This is a genomic window from Pleionea sediminis, from assembly GCF_007570825.1.
Lineage (GTDB): Bacteria > Pseudomonadota > Gammaproteobacteria > Enterobacterales > Kangiellaceae > Pleionea > Pleionea sediminis.
In genome coordinates, this window is the sequence record NZ_SUNB01000001.1 from 2,182,374 (window position 1) to 2,206,626 (window position 24,253).

General features: G+C 40.2%; 22 protein-coding genes. 12 read left to right on the forward strand and 10 right to left on the reverse strand.

Annotation, left to right across the window (positions count from 1 at the left end):
- Positions 1 to 47: 47 nt before the first annotated feature.
- The 9 genes from FAX86_RS09010 to argE all read right to left on the reverse strand — a co-directional run bounded on the left by FAX86_RS09010 (position 48) and on the right by argE (position 8,047).
- Entirely contained in the window at positions 48 to 455 is a 408-nt protein-coding gene (locus tag FAX86_RS09010) for an ExbD/TolR family protein (RefSeq protein ID WP_144392992.1), read from the reverse strand.
- A 137-nt stretch (positions 456 to 592) separates the two neighbouring features.
- Positions 593 to 1,405, reverse strand: a complete 813-nt coding sequence (gene mutM / locus FAX86_RS09015) for a bifunctional DNA-formamidopyrimidine glycosylase/DNA-(apurinic or apyrimidinic site) lyase (RefSeq protein ID WP_144392993.1) — start codon at positions 1,403 to 1,405, stop codon at positions 593 to 595.
- Between the two features lie 29 nt (positions 1,406 to 1,434).
- On the reverse strand, positions 1,435 to 1,926 hold the full coding sequence (locus FAX86_RS09020) for a hypothetical protein (protein ID WP_144392994.1): 492 nt from the start codon (positions 1,924 to 1,926) through the stop codon (positions 1,435 to 1,437).
- Positions 1,902 to 3,914: a DUF4350 domain-containing protein gene (locus FAX86_RS09025; RefSeq protein WP_144392995.1), complete on the reverse strand. Its 2,013-nt coding sequence runs from the start codon at positions 3,912 to 3,914 to the stop codon at positions 1,902 to 1,904. The genes FAX86_RS09020 and FAX86_RS09025 overlap by 25 nt, the downstream gene beginning before the upstream one ends.
- Positions 3,914 to 4,789: an ABC transporter ATP-binding protein gene (locus FAX86_RS09030; RefSeq protein ID WP_144392996.1), complete on the reverse strand. Its 876-nt coding sequence runs from the start codon at positions 4,787 to 4,789 to the stop codon at positions 3,914 to 3,916. Before FAX86_RS09030 ends, FAX86_RS09025 begins: the two co-directional genes overlap by 1 nt.
- Positions 4,790 to 4,887: 98 nt before the next feature.
- Entirely contained in the window at positions 4,888 to 6,153 is a 1,266-nt protein-coding gene (locus FAX86_RS09035; RefSeq protein ID WP_144392997.1) for an EAL and HDOD domain-containing protein, read from the reverse strand.
- Positions 6,154 to 6,227: 74 nt separating this feature from the next.
- A complete protein-coding gene (gene rpmG, locus FAX86_RS09040) occupies positions 6,228 to 6,398 on the reverse strand; it encodes a 50S ribosomal protein L33 (protein ID WP_144392998.1) in 171 nt (56 codons plus the stop codon).
- A 12-nt stretch (positions 6,399 to 6,410) separates the two neighbouring features.
- Positions 6,411 to 6,647 carry a 50S ribosomal protein L28 gene (rpmB, locus tag FAX86_RS09045; RefSeq protein ID WP_144392999.1) on the reverse strand — a complete coding sequence of 79 codons (237 nt, stop codon included), beginning with the start codon at positions 6,645 to 6,647 and terminating at the stop codon, positions 6,411 to 6,413.
- A gap of 242 nt (positions 6,648 to 6,889) precedes the next feature.
- On the reverse strand, positions 6,890 to 8,047 hold the full coding sequence (argE, locus tag FAX86_RS09050) for an acetylornithine deacetylase (protein ID WP_164503516.1): 1,158 nt from the start codon (positions 8,045 to 8,047) through the stop codon (positions 6,890 to 6,892).
- Between the two features lie 100 nt (positions 8,048 to 8,147).
- Between argE and FAX86_RS09055 the strand changes: the two genes are divergently transcribed.
- From FAX86_RS09055 to FAX86_RS09090, 8 genes are all read left to right on the forward strand, one after another.
- Positions 8,148 to 8,594, forward strand: a complete 447-nt coding sequence (locus FAX86_RS09055) for an arginine repressor (protein WP_144393001.1) — start codon at positions 8,148 to 8,150, stop codon at positions 8,592 to 8,594.
- 42 nt (positions 8,595 to 8,636) lie between these two features.
- On the forward strand, positions 8,637 to 9,683 hold the full coding sequence (argC, locus tag FAX86_RS09060) for an N-acetyl-gamma-glutamyl-phosphate reductase (RefSeq protein WP_144393002.1): 1,047 nt from the start codon (positions 8,637 to 8,639) through the stop codon (positions 9,681 to 9,683).
- On the forward strand, positions 9,680 to 10,480 hold the full coding sequence (gene argB / locus FAX86_RS09065; protein ID WP_144393003.1) for an acetylglutamate kinase: 801 nt from the start codon (positions 9,680 to 9,682) through the stop codon (positions 10,478 to 10,480). The genes argC and argB overlap by 4 nt, the downstream gene beginning before the upstream one ends.
- Positions 10,477 to 11,376 carry an ornithine carbamoyltransferase gene (gene argF / locus FAX86_RS09070; protein ID WP_144393004.1) on the forward strand — a complete coding sequence of 300 codons (900 nt, stop codon included), beginning with the start codon at positions 10,477 to 10,479 and terminating at the stop codon, positions 11,374 to 11,376. The genes argB and argF overlap by 4 nt, the downstream gene beginning before the upstream one ends.
- On the forward strand, positions 11,376 to 12,623 hold the full coding sequence (locus FAX86_RS09075; protein ID WP_144393005.1) for an argininosuccinate synthase: 1,248 nt from the start codon (positions 11,376 to 11,378) through the stop codon (positions 12,621 to 12,623). The genes argF and FAX86_RS09075 overlap by 1 nt, the downstream gene beginning before the upstream one ends.
- On the forward strand, positions 12,623 to 14,431 hold the full coding sequence (gene argH / locus FAX86_RS09080; protein ID WP_144393006.1) for an argininosuccinate lyase: 1,809 nt from the start codon (positions 12,623 to 12,625) through the stop codon (positions 14,429 to 14,431). Before FAX86_RS09075 ends, argH begins: the two co-directional genes overlap by 1 nt.
- A 96-nt stretch (positions 14,432 to 14,527) precedes the next feature.
- Positions 14,528 to 17,182, forward strand: coding sequence for a hybrid sensor histidine kinase/response regulator (locus FAX86_RS09085; RefSeq protein WP_144393007.1), 2,655 nt, complete (start codon positions 14,528 to 14,530; stop codon positions 17,180 to 17,182).
- Positions 17,183 to 17,195: 13 nt separating this feature from the next.
- Positions 17,196 to 18,242 carry a hypothetical protein gene (locus FAX86_RS09090; RefSeq protein ID WP_144393008.1) on the forward strand — a complete coding sequence of 349 codons (1,047 nt, stop codon included), beginning with the start codon at positions 17,196 to 17,198 and terminating at the stop codon, positions 18,240 to 18,242.
- Positions 18,243 to 18,258: 16 nt separating this feature from the next.
- Here the strand turns inward: FAX86_RS09090 and radC are convergent, their stop codons facing one another.
- Positions 18,259 to 18,933, reverse strand: a complete 675-nt coding sequence (gene radC / locus FAX86_RS09095; RefSeq protein WP_144393009.1) for a RadC family protein — start codon at positions 18,931 to 18,933, stop codon at positions 18,259 to 18,261.
- A 248-nt stretch (positions 18,934 to 19,181) separates the two neighbouring features.
- Here radC and coaBC point away from each other — a divergent pair, with 248 nt between their 5' ends.
- From coaBC to FAX86_RS09115, 4 genes are read left to right on the forward strand one after another with little or no spacing between them, the layout of a single operon-like run.
- Entirely contained in the window at positions 19,182 to 20,366 is a 1,185-nt protein-coding gene (gene coaBC / locus FAX86_RS09100; RefSeq protein WP_246128534.1) for a bifunctional phosphopantothenoylcysteine decarboxylase/phosphopantothenate--cysteine ligase CoaBC, read from the forward strand.
- Positions 20,367 to 20,391: 25 nt separating this feature from the next.
- Positions 20,392 to 22,923 (forward strand): phosphomannomutase/phosphoglucomutase, encoded by a 2,532-nt coding sequence (locus FAX86_RS22740; protein WP_281286389.1) that lies wholly within the window; start codon positions 20,392 to 20,394, stop codon positions 22,921 to 22,923.
- A 26-nt stretch (positions 22,924 to 22,949) separates the two neighbouring features.
- Positions 22,950 to 23,534, forward strand: a complete 585-nt coding sequence (gene slmA / locus FAX86_RS09110) for a nucleoid occlusion factor SlmA (RefSeq protein ID WP_144393011.1) — start codon at positions 22,950 to 22,952, stop codon at positions 23,532 to 23,534.
- A 33-nt stretch (positions 23,535 to 23,567) separates the two neighbouring features.
- Positions 23,568 to 24,251 (forward strand): zinc metallopeptidase, encoded by a 684-nt coding sequence (locus FAX86_RS09115; RefSeq protein ID WP_144393012.1) that lies wholly within the window; start codon positions 23,568 to 23,570, stop codon positions 24,249 to 24,251.
- Positions 24,252 to 24,253: the final 2 nt, after the last annotated feature.

A 24,253-nucleotide genomic window follows, 5' to 3' on the forward strand; every position in this document is an offset into this window, starting at 1 on the left:
TTTAGGTCGAGTAGCACCGACAAATGCCGGTGCTTAGTAAATCCGGCTTAATTTTCCGGTAATCTGGCTAAAACGGGTGTATCGAATCCGCCATCTCTGACTCCATCAATCACAGCCATAACAACATCAGTGTTTGCTTGAGGGTGGGCCTGAACAACAACAATCGTATTGGGGTTTTCTGCCATTTTTGTTTCGATGTTAGCGCTAACCTGTCGAGCATCAATAATACGACCTTGGAAACGTATTTCACCGACATCGGTTATTTCAACTGCTACAGGAGCATTATCATTTTCAACTTGTTCTGTATTATTGTTTGAAGGACGCGTCATATCCAATCCATCTTCTTTGGTAAACGATGTTGTTACGATAAAGAAGATCAGCATGATAAACACAATATCAAGCATCGGCGTCATATCGACGTTAGCATCATCATCATCAGAGCGATGTCTACGCATTGGGTTACCTTTATCTGTTTGATTTTTGCTCAAAAAGCTTAATTATTTTTGAATCCCGCAATATAGCGGTTCCACATGCCCAAGTCCAGTTGAATCCGGAAGATCATTGAGTCTGTCCACAGGATCGACCAGACGAGCTATTTTTGGCAGTTGGGGCAGTACGCCGTTGCTCTTTGGCCTTGCCGAGTGCCTTTAATGATACCTTTACACTGATAACAGTTTTGGCCTTCTCTTCCATAAACCATCAGTTTTTGCTTGAAGTAACCGGGTTTACCATCGCTTTGTAAAAAATCTTTAAGTGTCGTTCCTCCTTGAGCTATGGCTTGTTGCAAAACTTCTTTAATAGAATCCACTAATAATTTAAGTCGCTTTGCACTTATTCGGTTCGCCGAACGAACTGGAGAAATACCGGCGCGAAACAATGATTCGGCAGCATAAATATTACCTACGCCAACCACAACTTTATTATCCATTATCACCTGCTTAATTGACGCTTTCCGACGTTTGCACACAGCTACAAAATAATCCGGTTCAAAATTATCTGAAAGTGGTTCTGGTCCTAGTTTGGCGAGTAATTTTTGGGCCATTTCTTGGTCGCCCCAGAGCCAAAAACCAAAGCGACGTGGATCAGTAAAGCGCAACATTTTATGAGAATTCAGTATAAGGTCAACGTGGTCATGCTTACCCGGCTCCGTGCCAACGGGTAAAATTCTTAGCTGCCCTGACATGCCGAGATGAACTAATAGTTGACCATGTTTGAAGTTAATTTGAAGATACTTTGCTCTTCGTGTGACCGACTGAATGATTTGCCCTGATAAATGTGTCTCTAATTCGGGCTCTATTGGCCAGCGTAATTTACGATTGCGAATGACCAGCTGTTTAACAGTTTGGTTTTCCAGATAGGGTTTTACACCGCGACGAGCAGTTTCTACTTCGGGTAATTCGGGCAACTTGAGTATTCCTCTGTTCTATCAGTTGATCATTTATTATCAAGCCAGTTTTTCAATAATTCATCTGGAAATAAAGATTTTCGTTGCTCGGTCGTAAGAATAAAAGCCAATTTTTGTTCTTGTGAGATAAGCATTAATTGTTGATTATGTAATTTTAATTGCCATGATGACTTTTGTGAATCAATAGAAACTTCAAGATTGAGTACTGTCTTCCCTTTGTCGAATTCATTAGTTATGACCATTGGAGAGTAGGTTCTCCATTCTTCCAATATAACTAAACACTGATTTACCGAAACTAATTTCTTAGATTGTTGGCAATCACTGTTAATTTGGATTGCTGACCAATTATCTATCTGTAACTTTTCTATATTTTTGAAAGGAGCTTCACTTTCAGTTGAATGCGTTAACTTCTTTTCTAATATTTGACCTACTAAAGTGAATAATAAAATCATAAAAGCAATGGAAATAATAATGATATTTAACCACTGCTTCTGAGTTAGACGAATCGGTTTCGCAGCCAAAATGCGCCTCCGGTTATTAGAAGAATACTGGGGAATACAAAAGGCAGTATCCATCCCAGTAAATGTTGAACTTTCTTACTAAGCGAAAAATGGCTATCAATAGGGCGGTCGACTTTGGGGAAGTCATTTAGATTAGACTCGGTCAGTCGGTAAATAATATTGAGTGCTAGCTGTTTGTTATCATAATTATCAATGGCATTATTGGTTAAAAAGTTAGAATCTCCAACAACGACAACATGTTGTTGTTTTACGCCCTGTTTTCTAAGTAATGAATATCCGAGTTTAAAGGAGCCTTGTAGTTCGCCCTGATTCGCATTGTATGCTAGCTGCTCCTCTTCATATTGAAACTCTGTCCATACTTGCTTGTTTGTCTCGATAAATGGGATTGTTTGCCATGAATTTGAAGTCTTCTTGGTAACTAAAGCTGTAGACCAAGGTAATGCAATCAATGAGTTTAAATTTTGAGTTAATGCTGATTTTTCAAACTGTCGCACAAGTAACACGGCAGGGTGTGGTGTTCCTTGTTGATAACCGACCGGATCCATTAAAACGCCATCAATTTTCTGTATGCCTAGATAATTTTCAAGAGTTTCGAACTGACTGTCTTCAGGATCTCGTAGCCAAAGTAAGTTACCACCCTTTTGTAAGTAATCTAATAAATGGACTTGTTCAGATTCGAGCCACGGCTGTCGAGATGAAGCTATAATTATTAATGCTGTATTATCAGGTATATTTGAATTCAAACGAGTTTGAGTATAACGAAAACCATGCTCGGATAGTAAGTTTGTAAATTTCTTTAAACCTCGATTTTCCTCTGAGTCAATTTCTGATTCATTATGCCCAGTAGAAAAAAATACCCAGGAGTCTTTACGATCTCTTGCCGTTAAAAGTGACTGGTAGAGCGTTAGCTGTGGATGCTGAGTGAAAGGGTATTCTAACCAAATATTGGTATTGTTAACTGTTATTTGTACGCCTAGTTTACTTCGGCTTTCCTTCTGTGAAGCATTCATATGATGAGTTAAGTTGATTTTATCAATATAGTTTGATAAAGGCTTAACTAGTCTTAAATCAATTTCATGCTTAGCACGATCGTCTAGTCCGCGAGTTTCAATAGTAATTTCTGATGACTTATTTATCTGTTCTTTAAGTGGAGAGAACAGTGAGAATCTTTGATTGCTAGTGAGATCGTAGTTTGACAGCCAAGAGGGTAAGAATACGAAAGTGCAAACAAAAAGAGATGTAATAATGATAGGTTGAATAATTCTTGATTTCTTACTACTAAAAGTACTTACAAGATAAATAACGTAAACGCTAATCAGTACTATTGTCGCGAGTCCTGCTGAATATAATATTCCTTGAGTGCTTAAGTGTATCGTATTTAATATGTTTAACGTTGATAACAGTGTCCAGGTTGGATTTAACTGATAAATCAGAAAAACTCCCCAACCGACGAATATAACGGCATACTGAATAATTAATGCAGCAATGGTGCTTTTTGTTAATTGCTGTAAAGCGAGAGCTGAGGTGGAAAATGATATTGCTCCAAAATAATGAGTGAGGAACCCGAGAATATAAACCGGCCAATCTACCTCAATAGCAAAGAGAATTGGTAATTGAATGATTAAAAGAAAGGATTGAAGTATGGTCAGTATGATAATTGAGGTTAAGAGATCGGTTAACCAGACTTTAAATTTAGATATGGGATAAGTTTGTAATAATCTTTCGACACCAGATCTATCTCTTGCGGGTTTAAGTTGCAAGTGTATAAGTGGAATTAATAACAGAGTTAGCAATATTGATAAATTACTTAATGGCGAAATGATTGCCGCCGTCGCACTGATTGACTGTGTATTCGCTGATTGAGCCTGAACAAATTGATAACTGAATTGATTAGCAAATACACTAAGAATAAAAGCGTATACCGTGAATATCATGTATGTTGAAGGTGATAATAATAGAGAGCGAATTTGAAAGCTTAAAATCGACATTACCAGCTCCACTTCCCTTTTGCCTGAAGACTAAATATATTAAGTAGTGCAGGCTTTAGTTCTTCGATTTTGATACCTTCTTTTGACAATTGAGTCGCCACATTCTCTGCTTCTTTATGGTTATTGAAGCCCCAAATTTTGGGATGAATTATATTTATATTCTTTTCGTAACTTGATGCCTTATTTTGTATTATCGGTTCATCGCTAAACAATAGTACTTTAGTTTTATCGATTGCAATATCTGCTACTAAGGAATGGGCATCGATAATTAATATTCGGTGGCAGTGTTCTAAAACGTCATTAATGTGATGACTTGCGATTAAAGTTGAGCGTTCACTATCTTCGTTTTTTATGGTATCCCAAAAACTGGTTTGTTGCGTTGGATCCAATCCATTCAGAGGTTCATCGAGAAATAAACATTGCGGCTCATTGATTAATGCTTGAGCCAGAGAGAGTCGCTGCTTTTGCCCGAGAGATAGTTGAGAGACTTTGTTATTCAATAGTTCATGGAGGTTCAATTGGCTTGCAAGTGACTTTATAAGTGATGATGCCTTTTTCTGAGAAATTTTATAGCAGCTCGCAACCCACAATAAAAATTCCCGAGCTGTCTGGTTTTTGGGCACCGGAAAGATATCGGGCATGTATCCGGTGTGTTGTTTATATTTCTTTCGAGATGAATTTAGAGGGAATTGATTAAGTTGAATATCACCGGCTTCTGGAGTTATCTCGCCAGATAACGTTTTGATTAAAGAGGATTTGCCGGCACCATTCATTCCTACCAAAGCGGTTAGCTCTGAGTCATTTAGTGTAAATGAGTATCCAGCTGTATTTTGGGGCTGATAGGAATATTTAAGTTGGTTAACAATAAGAGGCACGGCAATCTTCTTAATTTTGTTTTTATTGATTGTCTTGAAGCGTACAGCAAAAATCAACCTTAATTCAGTGAGTAACTGCACTATTATGACGGTAATTCCTAAGGAGGCAATGACGCTGTCATTTCATCACACCACTGAATAGCGCTGAAGTAGCACCGATTGAGTTGTTGTGGGTCGATATTAGGAGGTAGCTGATCCCATTGAGCGTGCTCAAATTGAATGACTGCGCGAAGTGTTTCACCAATGTCGCCTTTGTATTGAAGGATGGCTTGTTGAATTTCAGTATCCAGTGGGAGTTCCTGAATGAGATAGTTTAGGTCGGCGCCAAGGAGAGAATCGATACCTGAAAAAAGCCCGGCAGTAAAATACATTTCAGCGGTAAATGCTTTTGAATCTTTTGCCATAAGCTCGCAGCATCGCCCACGAATCAGAAGTGTTCTCAGTAACTCCGGCGGTGTATCGTCGCTAGCAGAAAAAGCTATTAGAGCTATCCAGCGTTTTAATTGGTTGAGTCCTAGAAAAACGACAGCTTCTTTTACTGACTGAACTTTGCGATTCAAACCATAGGCGGCTGAGTTGATAATTCTTAACAAACGATAACTTAATTGGGCATCGTGAGAGACTTTCTCTGCGATAATTTCTGGTTGAGCTTCGGTGTCATATACATGAGAAAGTATCGACATAATGACTTGTTTATTACTTTCCAGCTTCTTGCCGCGTACGATTTGCGGTTTTTGGAAAAAGTAACCCTGGAACAGGTGAAATCCCAACTTTAGACATTGAATGTAGCCATCATGATCTTCTACTTTCTCAGCCAGTAATTGCGCATCAAAATTTTTTAGTTGATCGAGCTTTGTTTCTATCGTTTCAAGCGGAAAGGATAGAACATCCACTTTGATAAAGTCTGCATGTTTCAGGAGAGGTTCAAACTCAGGGGTAAAAGGATAGTCGTCGAGAGCGATCTTAAAGCCTTTCTCTTTATAGCGACAGATCGATTCTATGAGTGCTTTATCGGGCGTTACATTTTCTAATATTTCCAGAACGACTTTTTCTGGTTGAAGCGGTAAGAGCTCGTCAGATTTTATGAGGTTTTCTGTGGTATTGATAAATGCAGGCACTCGATGATGTTCGGTCGTTTGCGATAAGCTCGCATAATTATTCAAAAGGAGCAAAGAAGTCGCCTTATCTCCACAGAGGAAGTCTGCCTGGTTTGCGCTATTATTTTGTCGATAAAGAAGCTCATAACCATAAAGCTTCAAGTTTCGATCGAAGATGGGTTGTCGTGCGAGTAGTATGTCGGGTGATTCGTTCGCTTCGGTCAACTCGTTGCTTCCATGATTGGGCTTTTCATTAAACTGTAGCATAAAGCACAATATATACAGGCATAAAAAAACCCACCGAATAGGCGGGTTTTTAAAAATGCTTGGAGGCAGCAGTATTACTTAATTTTTGCTTCCTTGTACATCACGTGCTTACGTACCACGGGATCGTACTTTTTGAACTCTAATTTGCTAGGAGTGTTGCGCTTGTTCTTATCGGTCGTGTAGTAATGACCGGTTCCTGCGCTTGACACAAGCTTGATTTTATCGCGTGCACCTTTTTTAGCCATGATCGATATTCCTTACACTTTTACGCCGTTAGCGCGTACTTTCTTAAGCACAGCGTCGATACCTTGCTTATCGATGATGCGCATACCTTTCGCAGAAACACGAAGTTTTACAAATCGCTTTTCACTTTCAACCCAAAAACGGTGAGAGTGAATGTTAGGAAGAAAACGACGCTTCGTTCTGTTTTTTGCATGAGAAACGTTGTTTCCCACTGTTGGGCCTTTGCCCGTAACTTGACATACTCGTGACATAATTGCCTCCAAAACCACTAAAATTCTTTACTTAGCACCTGGCACTAAAAATATATTCTATCAGGTGATATAGGTACAAAATTTACACTGTACCTGAGTCGTTAGAAACGAGGGCGCACTTTATACCAGATGAGGGCTTTTTAAGCAATAAAAAGATCTGGTCTGGCCAATATTTGGGCCATTCTGGCGGGTTCTCATTAACGAGTCGCTACTATACTGATTTGGCGCGATGATTCAACTGCTCAGTAACAGAAGCTCATTAATAAAGCGGGATAAACTTCTTGCGCCCGTCTAATTTGAGAAGTATCCAACCATTCGTTGGGCTGGTGGGCTTGGTCAATGCTCCCTGGTCCCATGATTAGAGTGGGAATACCTAGTTGTTCGAACAGCGGGGCTTCCGTTACGTAACTCACTGGATTGGAGTGTTCGCAGGCGCAGCTTTTACAAATTGAGGCAACCAATTCGTTGGTCACTGATGTGTGAAATGGTGAGATGCTTGTATGAGTCGGTTTCAGCTTCCATGAAACTTTGAAACGACTCAGTGCTTGTTCTATGCGTTTTTCCAATAAAGCAGTTAATTCTTCGGTTGCTAATCCAGGCAACGGACGAATATCAAACTCGAGTGTAGCGTTGGAGCACAAACGATTAACAATATCTCCGGCATTTAGCCTACCAAGATTCAAGGTGCTGACTGGCACAGCAAAAGATGGATTAATAACGGATTTTTGTAGTTCATCACGTAACATGAGCAATTGTTGCATCACCGCCGTTGCGGCTTCAAGGCATTGTAGTTCGGGCGCGTGCTGGCTTGAGTGTCCTCCTGGGCCGGTTAACTCAATAGTAAAAGCCAGGTACCCTTTATGGCTCAAAACAGGAGTTAAATTAGTTGGTTCGCCAAGAATATTTAAATCAGGAGTCCCTACAACTTCAGAAGTTAAAGCGCGAGCGCCAGCCATCGAAGTCTCTTCGTCCGCGGTGGCAACGATAGTAACGGGTGAATGATGTTGCATTGGCATTAGTGAAATGGCATCGATCACTGTGGCAAAAAAACTTTTCATATCGGTTACACCCAGTCCAGTAAGTCGATTGTCTGTCTGAGATAGTTGCCAAGGATCTGCTTGCCAGAGTGATTCATCTGCTGGAACGGTATCGCAATGTCCACTAAACATGAGGCCGCCCGACTCGGATTTTGTTCCCGGGCGTTTTGCAATCAGGTTCCACTTTTCTGGGTGATCGGGAACGGGCGTTATTTGGCAAGAGAAATTCAAATCTACCAGTATGTTAGCTAGTATTTCACATAGCGGAAGGTTGCTTTGGTCAATCCCATGATCTGGCGAGCTGACAGTATTGGTTTTGATCATCGAGCTCAGGAGACTATGCGACATTTTATGCTGAAACATGGTTATAATACTCTCAATTTGAAATTTAATAGAATATTTATGCATATTGAATTGCATAAATATTCTGATTTATGTTAGCTTAAATATCAACGGAACTGTTATGTCTGAAAAGAAATTAAGGCAGTCCGCCATAAAAGAGTTAATCGGCGAACAAATGATCCCTAACCAGGAGACGTTGGTCGCATTGTTAGCTCAGCAGGGCATTAGGGCAACTCAAACGACGCTGTCGCGAGACTTAAATGAATTGGGTATTTGGAAAGGGCCAGAAGGTTATGTACTGGGGAATGAAGCGGCGCCCGTAAGGGCGACTAAAAATGAACTCCGTAAGGTGTTGCAATCATTGTTGGTTACTGCTGAGGTCGCGGGAAGTTTAGTGGTATTAAAGACGCAACCCGGTCGAGCTCAAGCGATTGGCTACGAATTAGATAATATCAAATTACCTCTTGTTGTAGGCAATATCTCTGGCGACGACACCATCTTTATTGCAACTCGGAGTGAGAGTGACGCAATGCAGTTGAAAAACGAACTGGAACTTTTGACTCAATAATCTCGCCGGCAGATTTGCCCGCGGGAGCGGGAGAAGTCTGCCATGAAAAAATGTCTTGTTATTGGCGCGAGTGGTTATTCTGGCGCTCAACTGACAGCCCTGATTAGTAACCATCCAAATCTCGAACTGTCCGCTCTCGCGGTATCTAAAAACAGTGACTCGATTGGTCGCCGCTTTAGTGATGATTATCCACAGTATTGCCAAGCGTTTATTGCAGAACAAGGGCTTATTTATCGTTCCTTCGAAGAAATCGTAAACAGTGAAGACTGGTCCTCAATTGATATTGTGTTTCTAGCGACGCCGCATGAATTTAGTGCTGGTGTCGTGCCCAGTTTGCTCGCCGACAATAAACAAATTTTTGATCTGTCGGGTGCTTACCGTCTCACCTCATCTGATTGTTTTGCCGAATATTATGGGTTTGCTCATCCACATGCCGATTATTTGTCGGATGCTATATACGGTTTGCCTGAAATTAATCGTAATAAATTAAGAGATGCTTCCCTGGTGGCTGTTGCAGGATGTTACCCATCAGCATCGATTCTCGGATTGCACCCAGTCGTCAAGAATCAGTGGCACAAGGGAATTCCTGTTATTAATGCTATTAGCGGGGTTTCAGGAGCCGGGCGTGGTGCGAAAGCGGGAACATCATTTTGTGAAGTAAGTTTACAGGCTTATGGTGTGGGTACTCATCGTCACACGCCTGAAATAGAACAAGCCACTGGACATCCTGTTATCTTTACTCCTCATCTTGGGAATTTTAATCGAGGGATTCTAGCAACCATCACGGTACCTATCGTTGAGCAAATTTCAGGTGAGGACATTGTTGGAGCTTTTGATGATTGGGTCAATAAGAATCCATTGTTAAAACAGTTAAATGTCTTACCAGCCATTCATCAAGTTATTCACACCCCTTTTTGTTATCTGGCAATAAAGTATCTGAAACATAAAAACATGCTTCAAATATTTTCGGCCATCGATAATTTATTAAAAGGGGCGGCCAGCTCGGCCATACAATGCTGTAACCTGGCAAATAACTGGAGTGAGACGACAGGTTTATTATCCCAAAAAGCGCATGAGGCTAAATTATGAGTCTTGTCGTCATAAAGTTATCTGGAAAAGTGATTAATGACTTTGAAGCGTTAGTTTCTTTACTTCAAGTATTAAATGAGTGGCAATTAAAGTTTGATAAGCAACTTGTACTGGTTCACGGCGGCGGTTCCTTATGCGACAAGTGGTCGCAAGCATTTGAGCTCGAGGTTGCTAAGTGGAATGGAATACCGGTTAAACCCAAAAATCAGTTGCCAATAATCATAGGTGCATTAGCCGGGTATTCTCATACTCAAGTTATGAGTGCTAGTAAAGAAGCAGGGTTAAAATCTGTTAGTGTAACGCCGGCGACCGGTGAGGTATTAACTTGTAAGTTGCATCCTAAAGCTAGTGAGCTTGGTCGAGTTGGAACCGTTTCTCCAGGTAACCCGGAGCTAATACTGCAGTTAATACATCAAAAATATACACCTATTTTTCATTCAATAGGTCTATCTCAGGATGGAGAATGTTTAAATATTAATTCTGATGATGTTGCTACTCAGTTGGCATTAACATTAAATGCTGAAGAGTTGATTCTTTTGTCTGATATCGAAGGCATATTTAATGAAAAAGGAAATTTAATTAAAAGTATCGACGCTAATAAAGTCGATGAATTAAAGCCTTCTTCTTTTGTGAGTGATGGCATGATTGCGAAGCTGCACTCATTGGCCAAAGTTTCTAATTCCTCTGTTAGCAATATCGCTATTACATCTGCGGCTAATCATAAAAAACTTCTTCAAGTTTTAAATGGTGGTTCTGCCTGTACTCGAATTATTTCTGCCAGTAAGGAGGGAATGTGAATTCATTTCTTAAGATAGATGACTTAACTAAGCCTCAAGTATTAAAAGTCTTTCAAACCGCTTTCGATTTGAAAAATAATTCACTGAGAGAAAGTTCTTTATCGAATAAACATTTCGCCCTACTTTTTGAAAAACCAAGTTTGCGAACTCGAGCCAGCTTTTCTGTCGGTATTGAAAAGCTTGGAGGTATTGCACATTTTTATGATATGCAAAATGAAAAAATGGGGATTCGAGAGTCAGTTTCTGATTTAGGAAAAAATACGGAGTGCTGGTATCAAGGAATTATCGCTCGGGTAGATAGTCACTCTACTCTGGTACAGTTAGCAAACTCAGTAACGATCCCTGTCATCAATGCGCTTTGCGATCAACATCATCCATGTCAGGCACTGGCTGATTTTTTTACTTTGTATGAGCGCGCAAAGAACTTTAACGACTGGCATATTGCGTATTTAGGTGATGGAAATAATGTCGCTCGAAGTTTGGTTGACTTAGCAGCAAAGGTAGGTGCAACAATTACGGTAGCCTCACCAGAATGCGCTCAACTTGATAATGACTATCTTAAATCTGCTCAGTCTGTTAGTGAAGGAAAAGTAAACTGGACGTCTGATCCGCAGTCGCTTTCCAAAATCGATGTCGTATACACCGACACTTGGACTTCGATGGGAGATGAGCAAAGTAAATCAACATTAAAAGCTTTGCAAAACTATCAAGTGAACTCAAACCTGATGGCAAAAACAGGAGCGAAATTTTTTATGCATTGTCAGCCGGCTCATCGCGGTACAGAAGTGACCAGTGAGGTATGTGACAGTAACTTTTCTCTTATGTTGGCGCAAGCTACCAATCGAATGTTTGTTCAACAAGCGCTCTTACATCTTATCTATTCGGAGGCCTTATAATGGTCAGTGAAACTCAAAGCAATGTAGTAAAAAATAATTCGATTAACAAAGTCGTTCTCGCTTACTCTGGTGGATTAGATACTTCCACTATTATTCCCTGGTTAAAAGAAAATTACGATTGCGAGGTTTATGCGTTTGTTGCAGACGTAGGACAAGGTGAAGATGAATTATCGGGGGTTGAGGAAAAAGCTTTAAAGTCCGGCGCAACGGAGTGCAAAGTTGTTGATTTAAAAGCTGACTTTGTAAAAGACTTTATTTATCCAGCTTTAAAAACAGGAGCTGTGTATGAAGATGGTTATCTACTAGGCACGTCTTATGCCCGACCAATTATCGCGAAAGCACAAGTTGAATATGCTTTACAAGTCGGAGCTGATGCTTTGTGTCACGGATGTACTGGAAAAGGCAATGATCAAGTTAGATTTGAATCGGTCTTCGCCACTTTTGCGCCGCAGTTAAAAGTTATTGCTCCTTGGCGCATCTGGAATTTGAAATCTCGAGAGGATTGCCTAGAGTATTTATCCGAAAGAAGTATTTCTTGTGATGCCAGTGCTGAAAAAATTTACAGCCGTGATGCAAATGCATGGCACATTTCACATGAAGGTGGAGAACTGGAAGATCCATGGCAGGCTCCTTCTGAAAAAGTTTGGATTTGGACCAATTCACCCGAGAAAGCGCCAGATTCACCAGAGGATGTTCTAATAAATATCAAAGACGGTGCTGTTGTTTCGGTTAATCAGGAAGTGATGTCTCCTCTCGATTGTCTTGAAGCATTAAATGTTCTGGGTGCTAAGCACGGAATTGGTCGACTCGATATCGTAGAAAACAGGCTCGTTGGTATGAAGTCGCGAGGGTGTTATGAAACACCTGGGGGGACGGTAATGATGAAAGCTTTATCTGGCCTCGAACAACTCGTATTCGATCGAGACGCATTGCAATTCAGACAGCGTTTAGCCATAGACTTCGCGCAACTCGTTTACGACGGTAAATGGTTCACTCGAAAAGCGCACGCAATTTTGACGGCTGCAGAAGACCTGGCAAAAGATTTAACAGGTAGCGTAGTCGTATCTCTTTATAAAGGTACTGCGACTGTTACTCAACGAAAATCTGAAAATAGCTTGTATTCCGAAAGCTTTGCGACCTTTGGTAGCGATGATGTATATGATCAATCCCATGCTGAAGGATTTATCCGATTATTTTCATTGAGTAATCGAATTCAAGCATTAAAAGTTAAAGGAGGCCTCAATTAATGTGGGGTGGAAGATTCACAACCGAAGCAAGTTCGGTGTTTAAAGCGTTTAATGATTCTTTGCCGGTTGATTATCAACTGGTCGAGCAAGATATTGAAGGTTCGGTTGCGTGGGCAAACTCTTTGTATCAAGTTGGAATTTTTGATAAGCAAGAAGTTAAAACTGTGAAGTCCGCTTTAAACGAAATTCTGCAAAGTGTTCGTCAATCTCCGGAAACTATTTTAGCCTCTGAAGTTGAGGATATCCACACTTGGGTAGAACTCCAACTTGTAGACAAAGTTGGTGATCTCGGTAAACGATTGCACACGGGACGAAGTCGAAACGATCAAGTTTTAACTGATGTAAAGCTTTGGTGCAAAAAGCAAACTAGACGAGTTTCTAAACAGCTAAAACGTACCATTCTGCAATTGGATGAGTTGTCACAACAATATGCTGATACGCTCATGCCGTCATACACCCATTTGCAGAGAGCTCAGCCCATTACTTTTGGTTTTTGGCTTGATGCTGCTGCAAAAATGTTTGCTCGTGATTTAAAGAGACTTCAGTTTTTTTCTGAGCTAGCGGATGAATGTCCCCTTGGAGCATCTGCAATTGCGGGTACCGCATTTAATATAGATCGTGACCAGTTAGCGATTAGTCTTGGTTTTTCGCAAGCGACCCACAATGCTCTAGATACAGTTTCAGATAGAGACTTTGTTGTTGATATTGTTTACGCGGGTTGTTCATCATTATTGCATCTCTCTCGACTGTGTGAAGACCTAATCTTTTTTAACACACAAGAAGCCGGCTTCGTTATTTTTGATGACAGCGTAACTTCCGGCTCTTCTTTAATGCCACAGAAGAAAAATCCTGATGCACTCGAGTTGATTCGTGGAAAAAGCGCCGAAGGTGTTGGTCATTTGTCGCAGATATTAATGGCTCTGAAAAGTCTTCCGTTAGGCTACAACAAAGATTTACAGCAAGACAAAAGTATACTTTTTCAAGCATTAAAAAGCTGGTTCGATAGTCTCGTGATGTTTCAGCAAGTTGTCGGCTCGATGATGATCAATAAAGAAACAATGAGCCAAGCGGTCGAACAAAGCTTTGCAAACGCCACTGAATTAGCCGACTACCTAGTAAATATGAAAATTCCATTTCGTGATGCGCATGAAATTACCGGACGCTTGGTATTACTGGCTGAGCAAAGTAATTGTTACTTGCATCAGCTATCGTTAGAGCAGTTGCAGTCTATCTGCCCACTGATCAACGAAGATGTTTATACTTGGCTTGATTCTCGTCGTGCTATAGAAAGGCGTCAGGTAAAAGGCGGTGTTGGTTATTATTATCAACAAGCAAAGTGGGCAATGGAATATCGATTAACAGATGCAGAAATTCACGATGTTTCTGGTATCCATGAGTTGGTATCTTACTGGAGTATTAAGGGGGAAAACCTTCCATTATCGACGGAGGAAATTTTAAATCAATTATCGACCTTTAAAATTATAAAAGATCAAGATGATAATGTTTTAGCCTGTGGTGCATTACATATTTATGATGAGTCTCTCGTTGAAATTCGATCATTGGGCGTTCTTGAAAAATATCAAGGAAAAGGATTTGGTAAGCGTTTGGTATATACCTTGTTAGCAGAAGCTAAGCGCTTAAATCTTAATGAGGTTTTTGTTCTAACGCGTCAACCCGAATTTTTCCAAGCGTGTGATTTTGATTCGACGACCATCGATAAGTTACCCAAAAAAGTCCTAAAAGACTGTCAGTTCTGCCCAAGGAAAGCAAATTGTGATGAAAAAGCATTAATCTACTTACTTGACTGAGATTAGACCCTCATCGTCTCAAGTATTTGCTATACTCTACTAAAGTCTACTGTCAAAAGCAGATTGACAATCTCCCTTTTCATATAGCATATACTTGTGATTTCAAAGCGAAAGTTAAAATATCAACTCGTAATAGCCTTTTTACTTGCTGTTACGATTCCGATCCTTCTTATTAGTTTTTTTATTGTCGACTCGATAGAAAAAAAAGAGCGCGCCTATTTCAAAGAACGTTTTTTGAGTGATGTACGGCAGATTGACAGCTTCATTAATTTAACTTTTTCCCAAATTGAAAATAATTTAAAGTATTTGAGTGGCCTGCCTGTTTTCCAGAAGTCTGGAACTGGAATATCAACTTATAAAGAGAGTAAGGCTCAATTGATGATGCCGCAAAGTGCTGGTGGTAAAGAAGCTCAGATTTATTCTATTTTTCTTCAATTTGCGCGGGCTAATCCAGGCTTTGCGTATATATATTTTGGTAATTTTGAAGGTGGCTATGTTCAATGGCCACTAGGAAGAACGACGGATTACTATGATCCAACTCTGCGTCCCTGGTTTAAAGCTGGGCTGACTGGGCAAGGGGATATTACACGGGCAAGCGCCTACTTTTGGCAAGCCGACGAGGTTGCAATTATTTCCACAGTCAAGCTAATAAAGTCCTCAAATGGAAAGCCTTTAGGTGTAGTGGGAATGGACGTATCTTTAGAGGGACTCACCGATATGTTGATGAAAAGCGAGTTCGGGCATGAGTCAAGGATAGTGCTAGTTGAAAAGAAATCTCGAATTTTAGCTGATACATCGAGCTTATCTCATAATTTTAAAGCTTTGTCGAAAGTTTATCCTGATTCAGTTACTAACTTACTCAATCGTGATGTCACTATCACTAATGCGGTTATCGAGAACGAAGACATTACATTATTCAAGTATCCATCAAAAGAACTGGACTGGACCTATATCGGGATTCTTCCAACCGAAGAGATTGATCTTTTTGTTAATGCTCAAACCAAAGTCATCTGGATTATTTCTATTCTATCGATACTTGTGTTTGGTGGATTGTCTATTTGGATATCGCAGTTGTTGCTTCATGCTTTCGAGAGAAGTCAAGGTATGTTAATTAAAGCAAGAAAAAGAGCTGAAAATGCTAACCAGGCAAAGAGTGACTTCTTGGCGCGAATGAGTCATGAAATTCGAACGCCACTTAACGGGGTGTTAGGCATGACACAGCTCTTAGGGCAATCTAAACTCTCTCGTGAGCAAAGGGAAAATCTAAACACGATAAACTCTTCCGGAATGCATTTGCTTCATGTCATAAATGAAGTTCTCGACTTCTCCAAGCTAGAAGCAAATAAAGTTTCACTGAGCTTAGTTGCAACTTCTTTGAGTAAGTTGTTACTAGAATTGGCGGAAAGCTTTAAGGCAGCTGCATTAGTAAAGGAGATTGATTATTGGGTTGATATAACTGATGTGATTGATACTTCAGTAATGGTTGATGATACACGGTTAAAGCAAGTTCTTAATAATTTGATATCAAATGCGATTAAATTCACGCACGAAGGATTTGTTAAGCTAAAAGTCAGCACTGTCAAAACCGACGATGACAGTGTATTTATTCGCTTTTCTGTTATCGACTCTGGAATTGGACTTGATCCAAATCATATACAGAATATTTTTAATGCATTCCATCAGGCTGATGAGACAATAACTAGAGAGTATGGGGGAACAGGGTTAGGCTTGGCTCTTAGTCATTCTCTGGTTAAGCTGATGGGAGGGCAGTTAGAAGTTAACTCAGAACTTAATAACGGTAGTGAGTTTTATTTTGAGTTGAAACTTAAACAATGCTCTAACAGCGAGCCCATGTCTGTTCGCCAATCGACTACTTATACTACGTGCTTAATTTGGGCTCTGGACGACAGCGCTGAAGGAAGACAAACACTGAGAAAGATATTTAACTTTTTAAATATTGAATGTCGAATTTTTAGTTCGATTGCCGAGCTAGAAAGGCAACTAAATGAATCAGAAGTCAACTTACCACAGATATTATTAATTGATTATTTGTTGTCAAATAATAGTGAAAGCAAAACGGGGCTGGATATTGTCAAAGAGAAGCAATTAAATGAGTTGTCGAATACTCGCGTAGTCATTATGACATCGACCTCGAGTGTGAGTTTCTATCGTCAATGTCAGTTTCTTAAGATCAAAGATATAGTTAGTAAACCTATATTGGTTGATACCATGACTAGTTTATTGGATGGGATGAATGGAGAAAGTTCGACTTTACAAGTCCACTCGCAGTATCCGGAAGAATCTACACTAACGTCTGATAACTCTTCTCTCTTATTGAATAATGATATGAGTCAACTTGCTGATGTCTCTAAAGTTTTAGTTGTAGAGGATAACGAGGTCAACTATTTAATCGTTGAGAAGTTATTAACTAAGCAGGGAGTCGTGGTTGTTTGGGCTCAAAATGGCCAACAAGCTATCGATCACTTTCTACAAGATAATTTTTGTTTGGTATTAATGGATTGTATGCTTCCAATTGTTGATGGACTTACTGCGACGCAGCGAATTCGTGAGTATGAAAAGATGTCCGAGCTTAACGCTACACCCATTGTCGCATTGACAGCTGATGTGTCGAATGATAATAAAGATAAATGTCGCGAAGTAGGTATGGATGACTTTATTGAAAAGCCCTTTAATATTGTTGATGTATCAAGGAAGATAAACGCTTATATTCGCAAAACCAAAGTAAGTTAGTTATGAGTTTTTGATGTGGCTTTTGAATTTGAAGATAGATAGCTTTATTAAAGTAATAATTTTGATTACTTTTTTGCTATTGAGCTTTGGCTGCAGCACAACCAGCACGGCAAACAATGAAAGTCGTTCAGTGGAAAATGAGTTGTCTAAAGAAAGTAATATAAAGGATGACTCATCAACGGAAGAGGATTCCGAAAACCAAGAGTCAAATTCTGATTTGATTCGTAAAGGAGTTGCTGTTGGTGTTACTGAAGCTGCAAAATGGATTGATTCATTTTTTGCCGATACAGATTATCCGGATGAAGATGTCGATGTTGAACTTGATTTGCGTCAATCTGTTACAAAATCTGAGTCGAGAGATACGGACTTTAAAACACGAGTAAGTGGTCGAGTCCGATTACCGAATGCTGAGCGAAAGATAAGCTTAACATTTGATGGAAACGACGATGATGATGAGAATGGGCCAGGAAGGTCTAGCTTAACTGATTCCATTCGAGATGCTGATGATCAACCTAGTCTGGGACTTGAGTACTTAAAAGAGCGTTCACCTGGATATTTTCAAAGAGTAAAACTTGGGTATCGATTTGGAGAAAACTCCTTTTATCTGGGTGGTCGATTGAGAAAAAGTAAAACTATCGGTGAGCAGTGGTTTCTTAGAGCTTCTCAAAGAGTTCGTTGGTATCATAAATTTGGTTGGGAAAACCGCTCAATTCTCGACATAGAAAAAATATTACCTGAAAATCGTTTTTTCCAACAACGCGTAATTGTTTCATGGCGGGAAGATGAAAAAGATACTATTGGTGTTAATACTAATTTTGCCAGTTCTTTCATATATCCCCTGTCAGATACCTCTGCGTGGCGATTAATCTGGTCGTCACATTATCATTCGCAGCCAAAATCACGATGGGTCAGTTCGCAATTAGCGTGGGGGTATCGGGTGCGAATGCCTGAAGACTGGATTTTTTTTGAAATAAGACCCTTTATTCTGTGGGAAGATGTTTTTGACTGGAAAGCAAATCTGGGTGTTACTTTGTCATTTGATTTTATTATTAAAAAATAGCGTCCGCCCCTGTTGTTCATAAATAACCCTGCTCGGCCAAAGAGATAGGAGCTTGATCGCCAATAACAATGTGGTCCAGTACCGTAACATCGATAACTGATAATACATCTCTTAAAGTGTGTGTAATGTCGATATCCGATTGACTGGGCTCTGCAATGCCACTTGGATGATTATGAGCCAATATGAGAGCAGCCGCATTGTGATGTAAACTTTTTTGTACAACAACTCTGGGGTAAACCGACGCTCGGTTGATTGAGCCCGTAAAGAGTACTTCAAATGCGATCACTCGATGTCGATTATCTAAAAAGACACAAGCAAATTGCTCATTATGGCAATCTCTAAGCTGGTATTTTAAATATTGCTTCGTTTGTTCGGCTGATTCTAGTGCGTCGTTTTCTCTTAAATTTTGGTTCAGGCAACGTTTGGCTATTTCAAGTGATGCTTGTAGCTGGACATACTTAGCCGTACCGAAACCTTTAAACTGATCGATATCATTTAACGTTAAGCTGAGTAATTGTCTAAGTCCGCCGGTTGAAGAAATTAGTTCTCTCGCTAATTCAAGTGCATTTTTTCCTCGAGTACCGGTTCGTAAAAATATTGCCAGTAGTTCTGAGTCGGATAAGCTTTGTGCTCCGTGTTCAATCAGTTTTTCTCTCGGCCGTTCAGAAGCTGGCCAGGACTTGAGTGACATAACATTCCTTTGTAATTTATAGGGTTATCACAAGCCGAGGTATATTAATCGCTTGTTTGAGATTTATTTAGAGATAAATTCGCAAACCTGTGTATGAAATTGACCCTAATTCATCGACTTTAGGTGGTTAAGTTAGTGGTTATTCGCTAACATATATTAGATTGGTTGGTTATTAATAAAAAAGTGTTAGACGAAATATGCCGAAGAGCAACGTTAGCACAGAAACAATTATTGGAAATTCTCATTCCATGAAACGTATTATCCTTGGGGTCACTGGCGGAATTGCTGCGTACAAAAGTGTCGAGCTGTGCCGACGATTGAAAGATTTGAATTGTGATGTGAGAGTCATCATGACGCACTCTGCCATGGAGTTTGTGTCTCCGCTAACATTTCAAGCAGTCTCTGGTCACCCTGTGCATCGTGACACCTTTGACGAAGCTGCTGAAGCCGCTATGGGGCATATTGAGTTAGCGCGGTGGGCCGATCAAATTTTAATTGCGCCAGCTACAGCGAATGTGATTGCCCGATTAAACTATGGATTAGCTGACGATTTGCTGTCGACCGTTTGCCTGGCTTCTGCCGCTCCAATCGCGATTGCGCCAGCGATGAATCAACAAATGTGGGCGGCAGCCAAAACCCAGCAAAACACTACATCTATTCAAAAGTCAGGAGTTCAAATAATTGGACCGGGTGAAGGCAGCCAGGCTTGTGGTGAAGTTGGAGCAGGTCGATTACTTGAACCAGCAGAAATTATTGAAGAACTGTTCTCACCATACTCTGATGAGCTTTCCGGACAACATTGGTTAGTTACTGCAGGCCCAACAAGAGAACCGATCGATCCCGTTCGATTTTTATCAAATAATAGCTCTGGAAAAATGGGGTATGCAATTGCTCGAGCGGCCATGAGAATGGGCGCACAAGTAACGCTGGTTTCCGGTCCTGTTAGCTTACCCGCTCCTCCAGGGGTTGAGCGGGTTTGTGTGGAAACGGCAGAAGAAATGTTGTCTGCGGTAATGGCAAAAGTTGAGAAAGCACAAGTGTTCGTAGGGTGTGCAGCTGTTGCCGACTATCAACCGGTTGAGGTAGCTGAAAATAAGATTAAGAAATCTGCTTCTACCATGACAATCGAGTTAAAAAAGAATCCAGATATTATTCAGCAAGTCGGAGCTTTGTTAAATAAGCCGTTTTGTGTTGGATTTGCAGCTGAAACTGAGAATCTGGAATATTATGCTAAAGACAAGCTAAAGCGCAAAAATTTAGATATGATTTGTGCAAACAATGTCGCATCTAAAGATATTGGCTTTGACTCAAATGAGAATGAACTAACGATATTTTTCAGAAGTGCCGATAAAATTACTTTAGAAAAGAAACCGAAACATTTAATTGCGAAAGAACTGGTAACTCAAATAGCTAAAAATTCTACAAATACTTAGGTCACTATAAGTAAAGGAATTAAACGTGAAGAGAAAAGTATCTAAACAAGATTCAAACGCATCGGCAAGTAAAAAGTCGAGTCATCGTTCTGGTGCGAAATCGTTGATGGGCATTGGAGCTCCTTATTTACTCCTGTCTCTATTGATTATAATTATTGTTGGTATTTTTCAATACCAAATGGTGGTTTCTGGCCCGAGTGCTCAAAAAAATAAAATGTTTATCGATACGGCATTAAGGAGTTATGTTGATTCAATTTTGGTGAAGCTCGAGACGTCGAGAGATTTTGTTCAAGAGTTTGCAAAAAACAGAGCGTTGATATCTGCCGTTCAAAACCGTAATGAAGAGATTATCTCTGAGTTTGAACAAAGGATTAATAGTCAAGTTCCTTATTCTATTGGAACGCAAGTTATTTTTCCTGATGTAATTCGTCAAAATCCTCAGGCAAAGCCTCCCATAACGAATGCTGTGTTAGATTTGGTTCGTAAAGTTTCAAAAAATACAACGACTTTTCCTGAAGTGATTGCTCCTTCCAGCCCAGATCAGTTTGTATCAGTTATGGCGCCAGTCAAAAATGGTGATGAAATAATCGCAGTTGTATTTTTGGGGCTCGACATTCAACTATTGCAGGATACTTTGAAAAGAGTTCATAAAACGCCTGGTTATGTCGAAGTTTGGCAAAGCTTTTATGACAACGACCAACTCATTATTAGTGAAGGTAACCAGTCGTTTAAATCTGGAGATCCATTTGCTGTTGGTAAAAGTGAAAGCGATAGTTGGCGAGTGGCTTTTTGGCCGGAAAATCGCTCGGAGTTTTCTGGACAACAAGAGTTGGTTTTTTTCACTCTAGGACTCATAGTTATTTTGTTAGTGGTGGGTGGTATTAACTTCTTAAGTTTAAGAACGATTCAGCACGATGTAAAAGTCGATTGTGGAGAGCTCGCTAAGGTATTGATGGACTCAGGTAAGCTAAGTGAAAATACCTCTCGGTTCAGAATTAATTTTTTTAGAGATTTGATCATTACGCTAGTAAGAGGAAATGTTTCCTTAGGTAAAGCAGGCACAGAAGATGAAAAACAAGCCGCATCGACTGGAAGCTCACAAGAGAAACAAAAAGCTCCTTTAACTTCTGCTCTCGGGAGCGATAGCGGATTAGATGTTGAGGACATCTCTGAAAATAAACAAGTGAAAATTCCAGACAGCATTTTTAGAGCTTACGATATTAGAGGGATCGTCGACAGCCAGCTATCTCCCGATGTGGTTCGAGAGATAGGTAAAGCTATCGGTAGTGAAGCATTTGATCGTGGCGAGCAAAAAGTGATTGTTGCTCGTGATGGACGTCTTTCCGGGCCGACTCTTTTAGAAGCATTAAAAGAAGGTTTGAAGCTCAGTGGAAGAGATGTTGTTGATATCGGGGAAGTGCCGACGCCAGTACTTTATTTTGCGACCAATTACTTAGACACTCGCACAGGTGTCATGTTGACTGGAAGCCACAATCCGGCCAATTACAATGGATTAAAAATTGTTATTGCAGGAGAAACCCTAGCCCAAAAAGGTATTCGCAATCTTTACAAGCGAATCCTACAAGATGAGCTTGTCAGCGGTAAAGGTTCTGAAGAATCAAGAAACGTTGTTCCTGATTACATAGGCCAGATTACGTCTGATGTTGCATTGGCTCAGCCTTTAAAAGTAGCCGTTGATTGTGGTAATGGTGTGGCCGGAAATATTGTGCCTACATTATTGCAAGGATTAGGCTGCGAGGTTATGGGTTTGTATTGTGATGTCGATGGCAACTTCCCTAATCATCATCCCGATCCAAGTAAGCCCGAAAATCTTAAAGAACTGATCAATATGGTCAAAAGTGAGAAAGCCGATATCGGGTTGGCATTTGATGGTGACGGTGACCGTTTAGGTGTTGTTACGTCAGAAGGGAACATTGTTTGGCCTGATCGTCAGATGATGTTGTATGCGATAGATGTTTTGTCAAGAAACCCTGGCGCGGACATCATTTTTGACGTTAAGTGCACACGACATTTACCAAAAGTGATTTCTTCACATGGCGGCCGTCCAATAATGTGGAAAACAGGCCACTCATTAGTAAAAGCAAAAATGAAAGAAACCGGCGCTTTACTGGCGGGCGAGTGCAGTGGGCATATTTTCTTTAAAGAACGCTGGTATGGTTTCGATGACGCATTGTATACCGCGGCTCGGCTATTAGAGATTTTAGCTGGAGACGTTCGCTCCTCTGAAGAAGTCTTTAAAGCTCTGCCTGACTCTGTAACAACACCTGAATTGAATATCAGTTTCTCGGATTCTCGAAAATTCGACTTTGTAAACAAACTTGCGAAAAATGGAGATTTTTCTAATGGTCGAATTAATACAACAGATGGTGTTCGGGTGGACTTTGATGATGGGTGGGGATTAGTAAGAGCTTCGAATACAACGCCTTCGCTTGTTATTCGGTTTGAAGCTGATGATGAGCAAAGTATGAGTCGCATTCAAGATTTATTTCGAAAACAAATGCTCGCGATTGATAATTCAATTCAGATGCCATTTTAAAAAGAATATTAATGGGGAATTAAACTATGCCTGCCATAAAAAAAAGTGGATCGCGTCGCCAAGAAATTTTGCAATGTTTAGCGCATATGCTCGAGACAGAAATCGGAGCAAGAATTACAACGGCGCGATTGGCTAAAGAAGTTGGAGTTTCTGAAGCTGCTTTGTATCGTCATTTTCCAAGTAAAGCCAAAATGTTCGAGGGACTGTTGGAATTTGTTGAAGAAAGTATATTTTCTCGAATTACAATGATCGTTGGCGAGTCAAACTCAGCAACAGAACGCTGTCAATTGATATTGAATTTACTTTTAGGATTTGCGCAAAAAAATCCTGGAATTTGTCGGTTGTTAATGGGTGATGCGTTGATTGGAGAACATGAAAGGTTAAGAGAAAGAGTGGTGCAGTTTTTTGATCGCATTGAAACTCAGTTAAAGCAAATCATTCGTGATGAGCGTATGTTACAGCGTAAAGACCATTTAGATGCAGGGATCTTGGCAAACGCAATTCTATCTTCCGCAGAAGGGCGGATTCAACAGTTTGTCCGAAGTGGCTTTAAGCGTTTACCGATGGAAAACTGGGATAAACAGTGGCATTACTTTGCAAATCATATTTAGTTAGTTTTAAAAACGGATAGACGGTTAACTCATTTGTTGTATCTGGTTGGTTTTATTTGTATCGTTTTGATTGTTGCCTTTCCTGGTTGGTGGGTTAATCGCACACTTAGAAAATATTCCATTGAATACGATGCGCTTCCTGGTACAGGAGGCGAATTGGCTCAACACCTAGCGACCCGTTTTTCTTTACCTATTAAAATTGAGGAGACGGACTTAGGTGATCACTATGATCCAAAAGATAAAACCGTGAGGCTCACAAAAAATTATTTAAGTGGTCGTTCTTTGAGTGCCGTAGCGGTTGCGGCACATGAGGTTGGACATGCCATACAAGATCATTCCAATTATCGATGGCTCAAACTGAGAACCCGTTTGGCAAAGATTGCTATCATTGCGGAAAAGATCGGAGGCATTGCTTTTTTGATTTTGCCGGTAATTGCCCTGGTGTCACGTTCCCCAATATTAAGTGGTCTATTTTTACTTGCTGTTATTTTATCTATGGGAATTTCGGTTTTAGTTCATCTAATTACACTACCTGTTGAGTGGGACGCTAGTTTTAATCGCGCTTTACCGATTCTTGAACAGGGAAATTATTTATCGAGTTCAGAATTAAAAGCCGCACGTAAAATACTACTAGCTGCTGCGTTAACTTATGTGGCTTCTGCTCTTATGAGCTTGGTTAATGTTTGGCGCTGGCTAAGAATTTTGCGCATTCGATAATA

What these genes read in the sequence shown, in the direction of transcription:
- FAX86_RS09010 (WP_144392992.1), bottom strand. Translation starts at nt 455, where the DNA reads ATGCGTAGACATCGCTCTGATGATGATGATGCTAACGTCGATATGACG.
- rpmB (WP_144392999.1), bottom strand. Translation starts at nt 6,647, where the DNA reads ATGTCACGAGTATGTCAAGTTACGGGCAAAGGCCCAACAGTGGGAAAC.
- FAX86_RS09055 (WP_144393001.1), top strand. Translation starts at nt 8,148, where the DNA reads ATGTCTGAAAAGAAATTAAGGCAGTCCGCCATAAAAGAGTTAATCGGC.
- FAX86_RS09075 (WP_144393005.1), top strand. Translation starts at nt 11,376, where the DNA reads ATGGTCAGTGAAACTCAAAGCAATGTAGTAAAAAATAATTCGATTAAC.
- FAX86_RS09035 (WP_144392997.1), bottom strand. Translation starts at nt 6,153, where the DNA reads ATGCTACAGTTTAATGAAAAGCCCAATCATGGAAGCAACGAGTTGACC.
- rpmG (WP_144392998.1), bottom strand. Translation starts at nt 6,398, where the DNA reads ATGGCTAAAAAAGGTGCACGCGATAAAATCAAGCTTGTGTCAAGCGCA.
- argE (WP_164503516.1), bottom strand. Translation starts at nt 8,047, where the DNA reads ATGTTTCAGCATAAAATGTCGCATAGTCTCCTGAGCTCGATGATCAAA.
- argC (WP_144393002.1), top strand. Translation starts at nt 8,637, where the DNA reads ATGAAAAAATGTCTTGTTATTGGCGCGAGTGGTTATTCTGGCGCTCAA.
- slmA (WP_144393011.1), top strand. Translation starts at nt 22,950, where the DNA reads ATGCCTGCCATAAAAAAAAGTGGATCGCGTCGCCAAGAAATTTTGCAA.
- FAX86_RS09025 (WP_144392995.1), bottom strand. Translation starts at nt 3,914, where the DNA reads ATGTCGATTTTAAGCTTTCAAATTCGCTCTCTATTATTATCACCTTCA.
- radC (WP_144393009.1), bottom strand. Translation starts at nt 18,933, where the DNA reads ATGTCACTCAAGTCCTGGCCAGCTTCTGAACGGCCGAGAGAAAAACTG.
- coaBC (WP_246128534.1), top strand. Translation starts at nt 19,182, where the DNA reads ATGAAACGTATTATCCTTGGGGTCACTGGCGGAATTGCTGCGTACAAA.
- FAX86_RS09090 (WP_144393008.1), top strand. Translation starts at nt 17,196, where the DNA reads ATGTGGCTTTTGAATTTGAAGATAGATAGCTTTATTAAAGTAATAATT.
- argH (WP_144393006.1), top strand. Translation starts at nt 12,623, where the DNA reads ATGTGGGGTGGAAGATTCACAACCGAAGCAAGTTCGGTGTTTAAAGCG.
- argB (WP_144393003.1), top strand. Translation starts at nt 9,680, where the DNA reads ATGAGTCTTGTCGTCATAAAGTTATCTGGAAAAGTGATTAATGACTTT.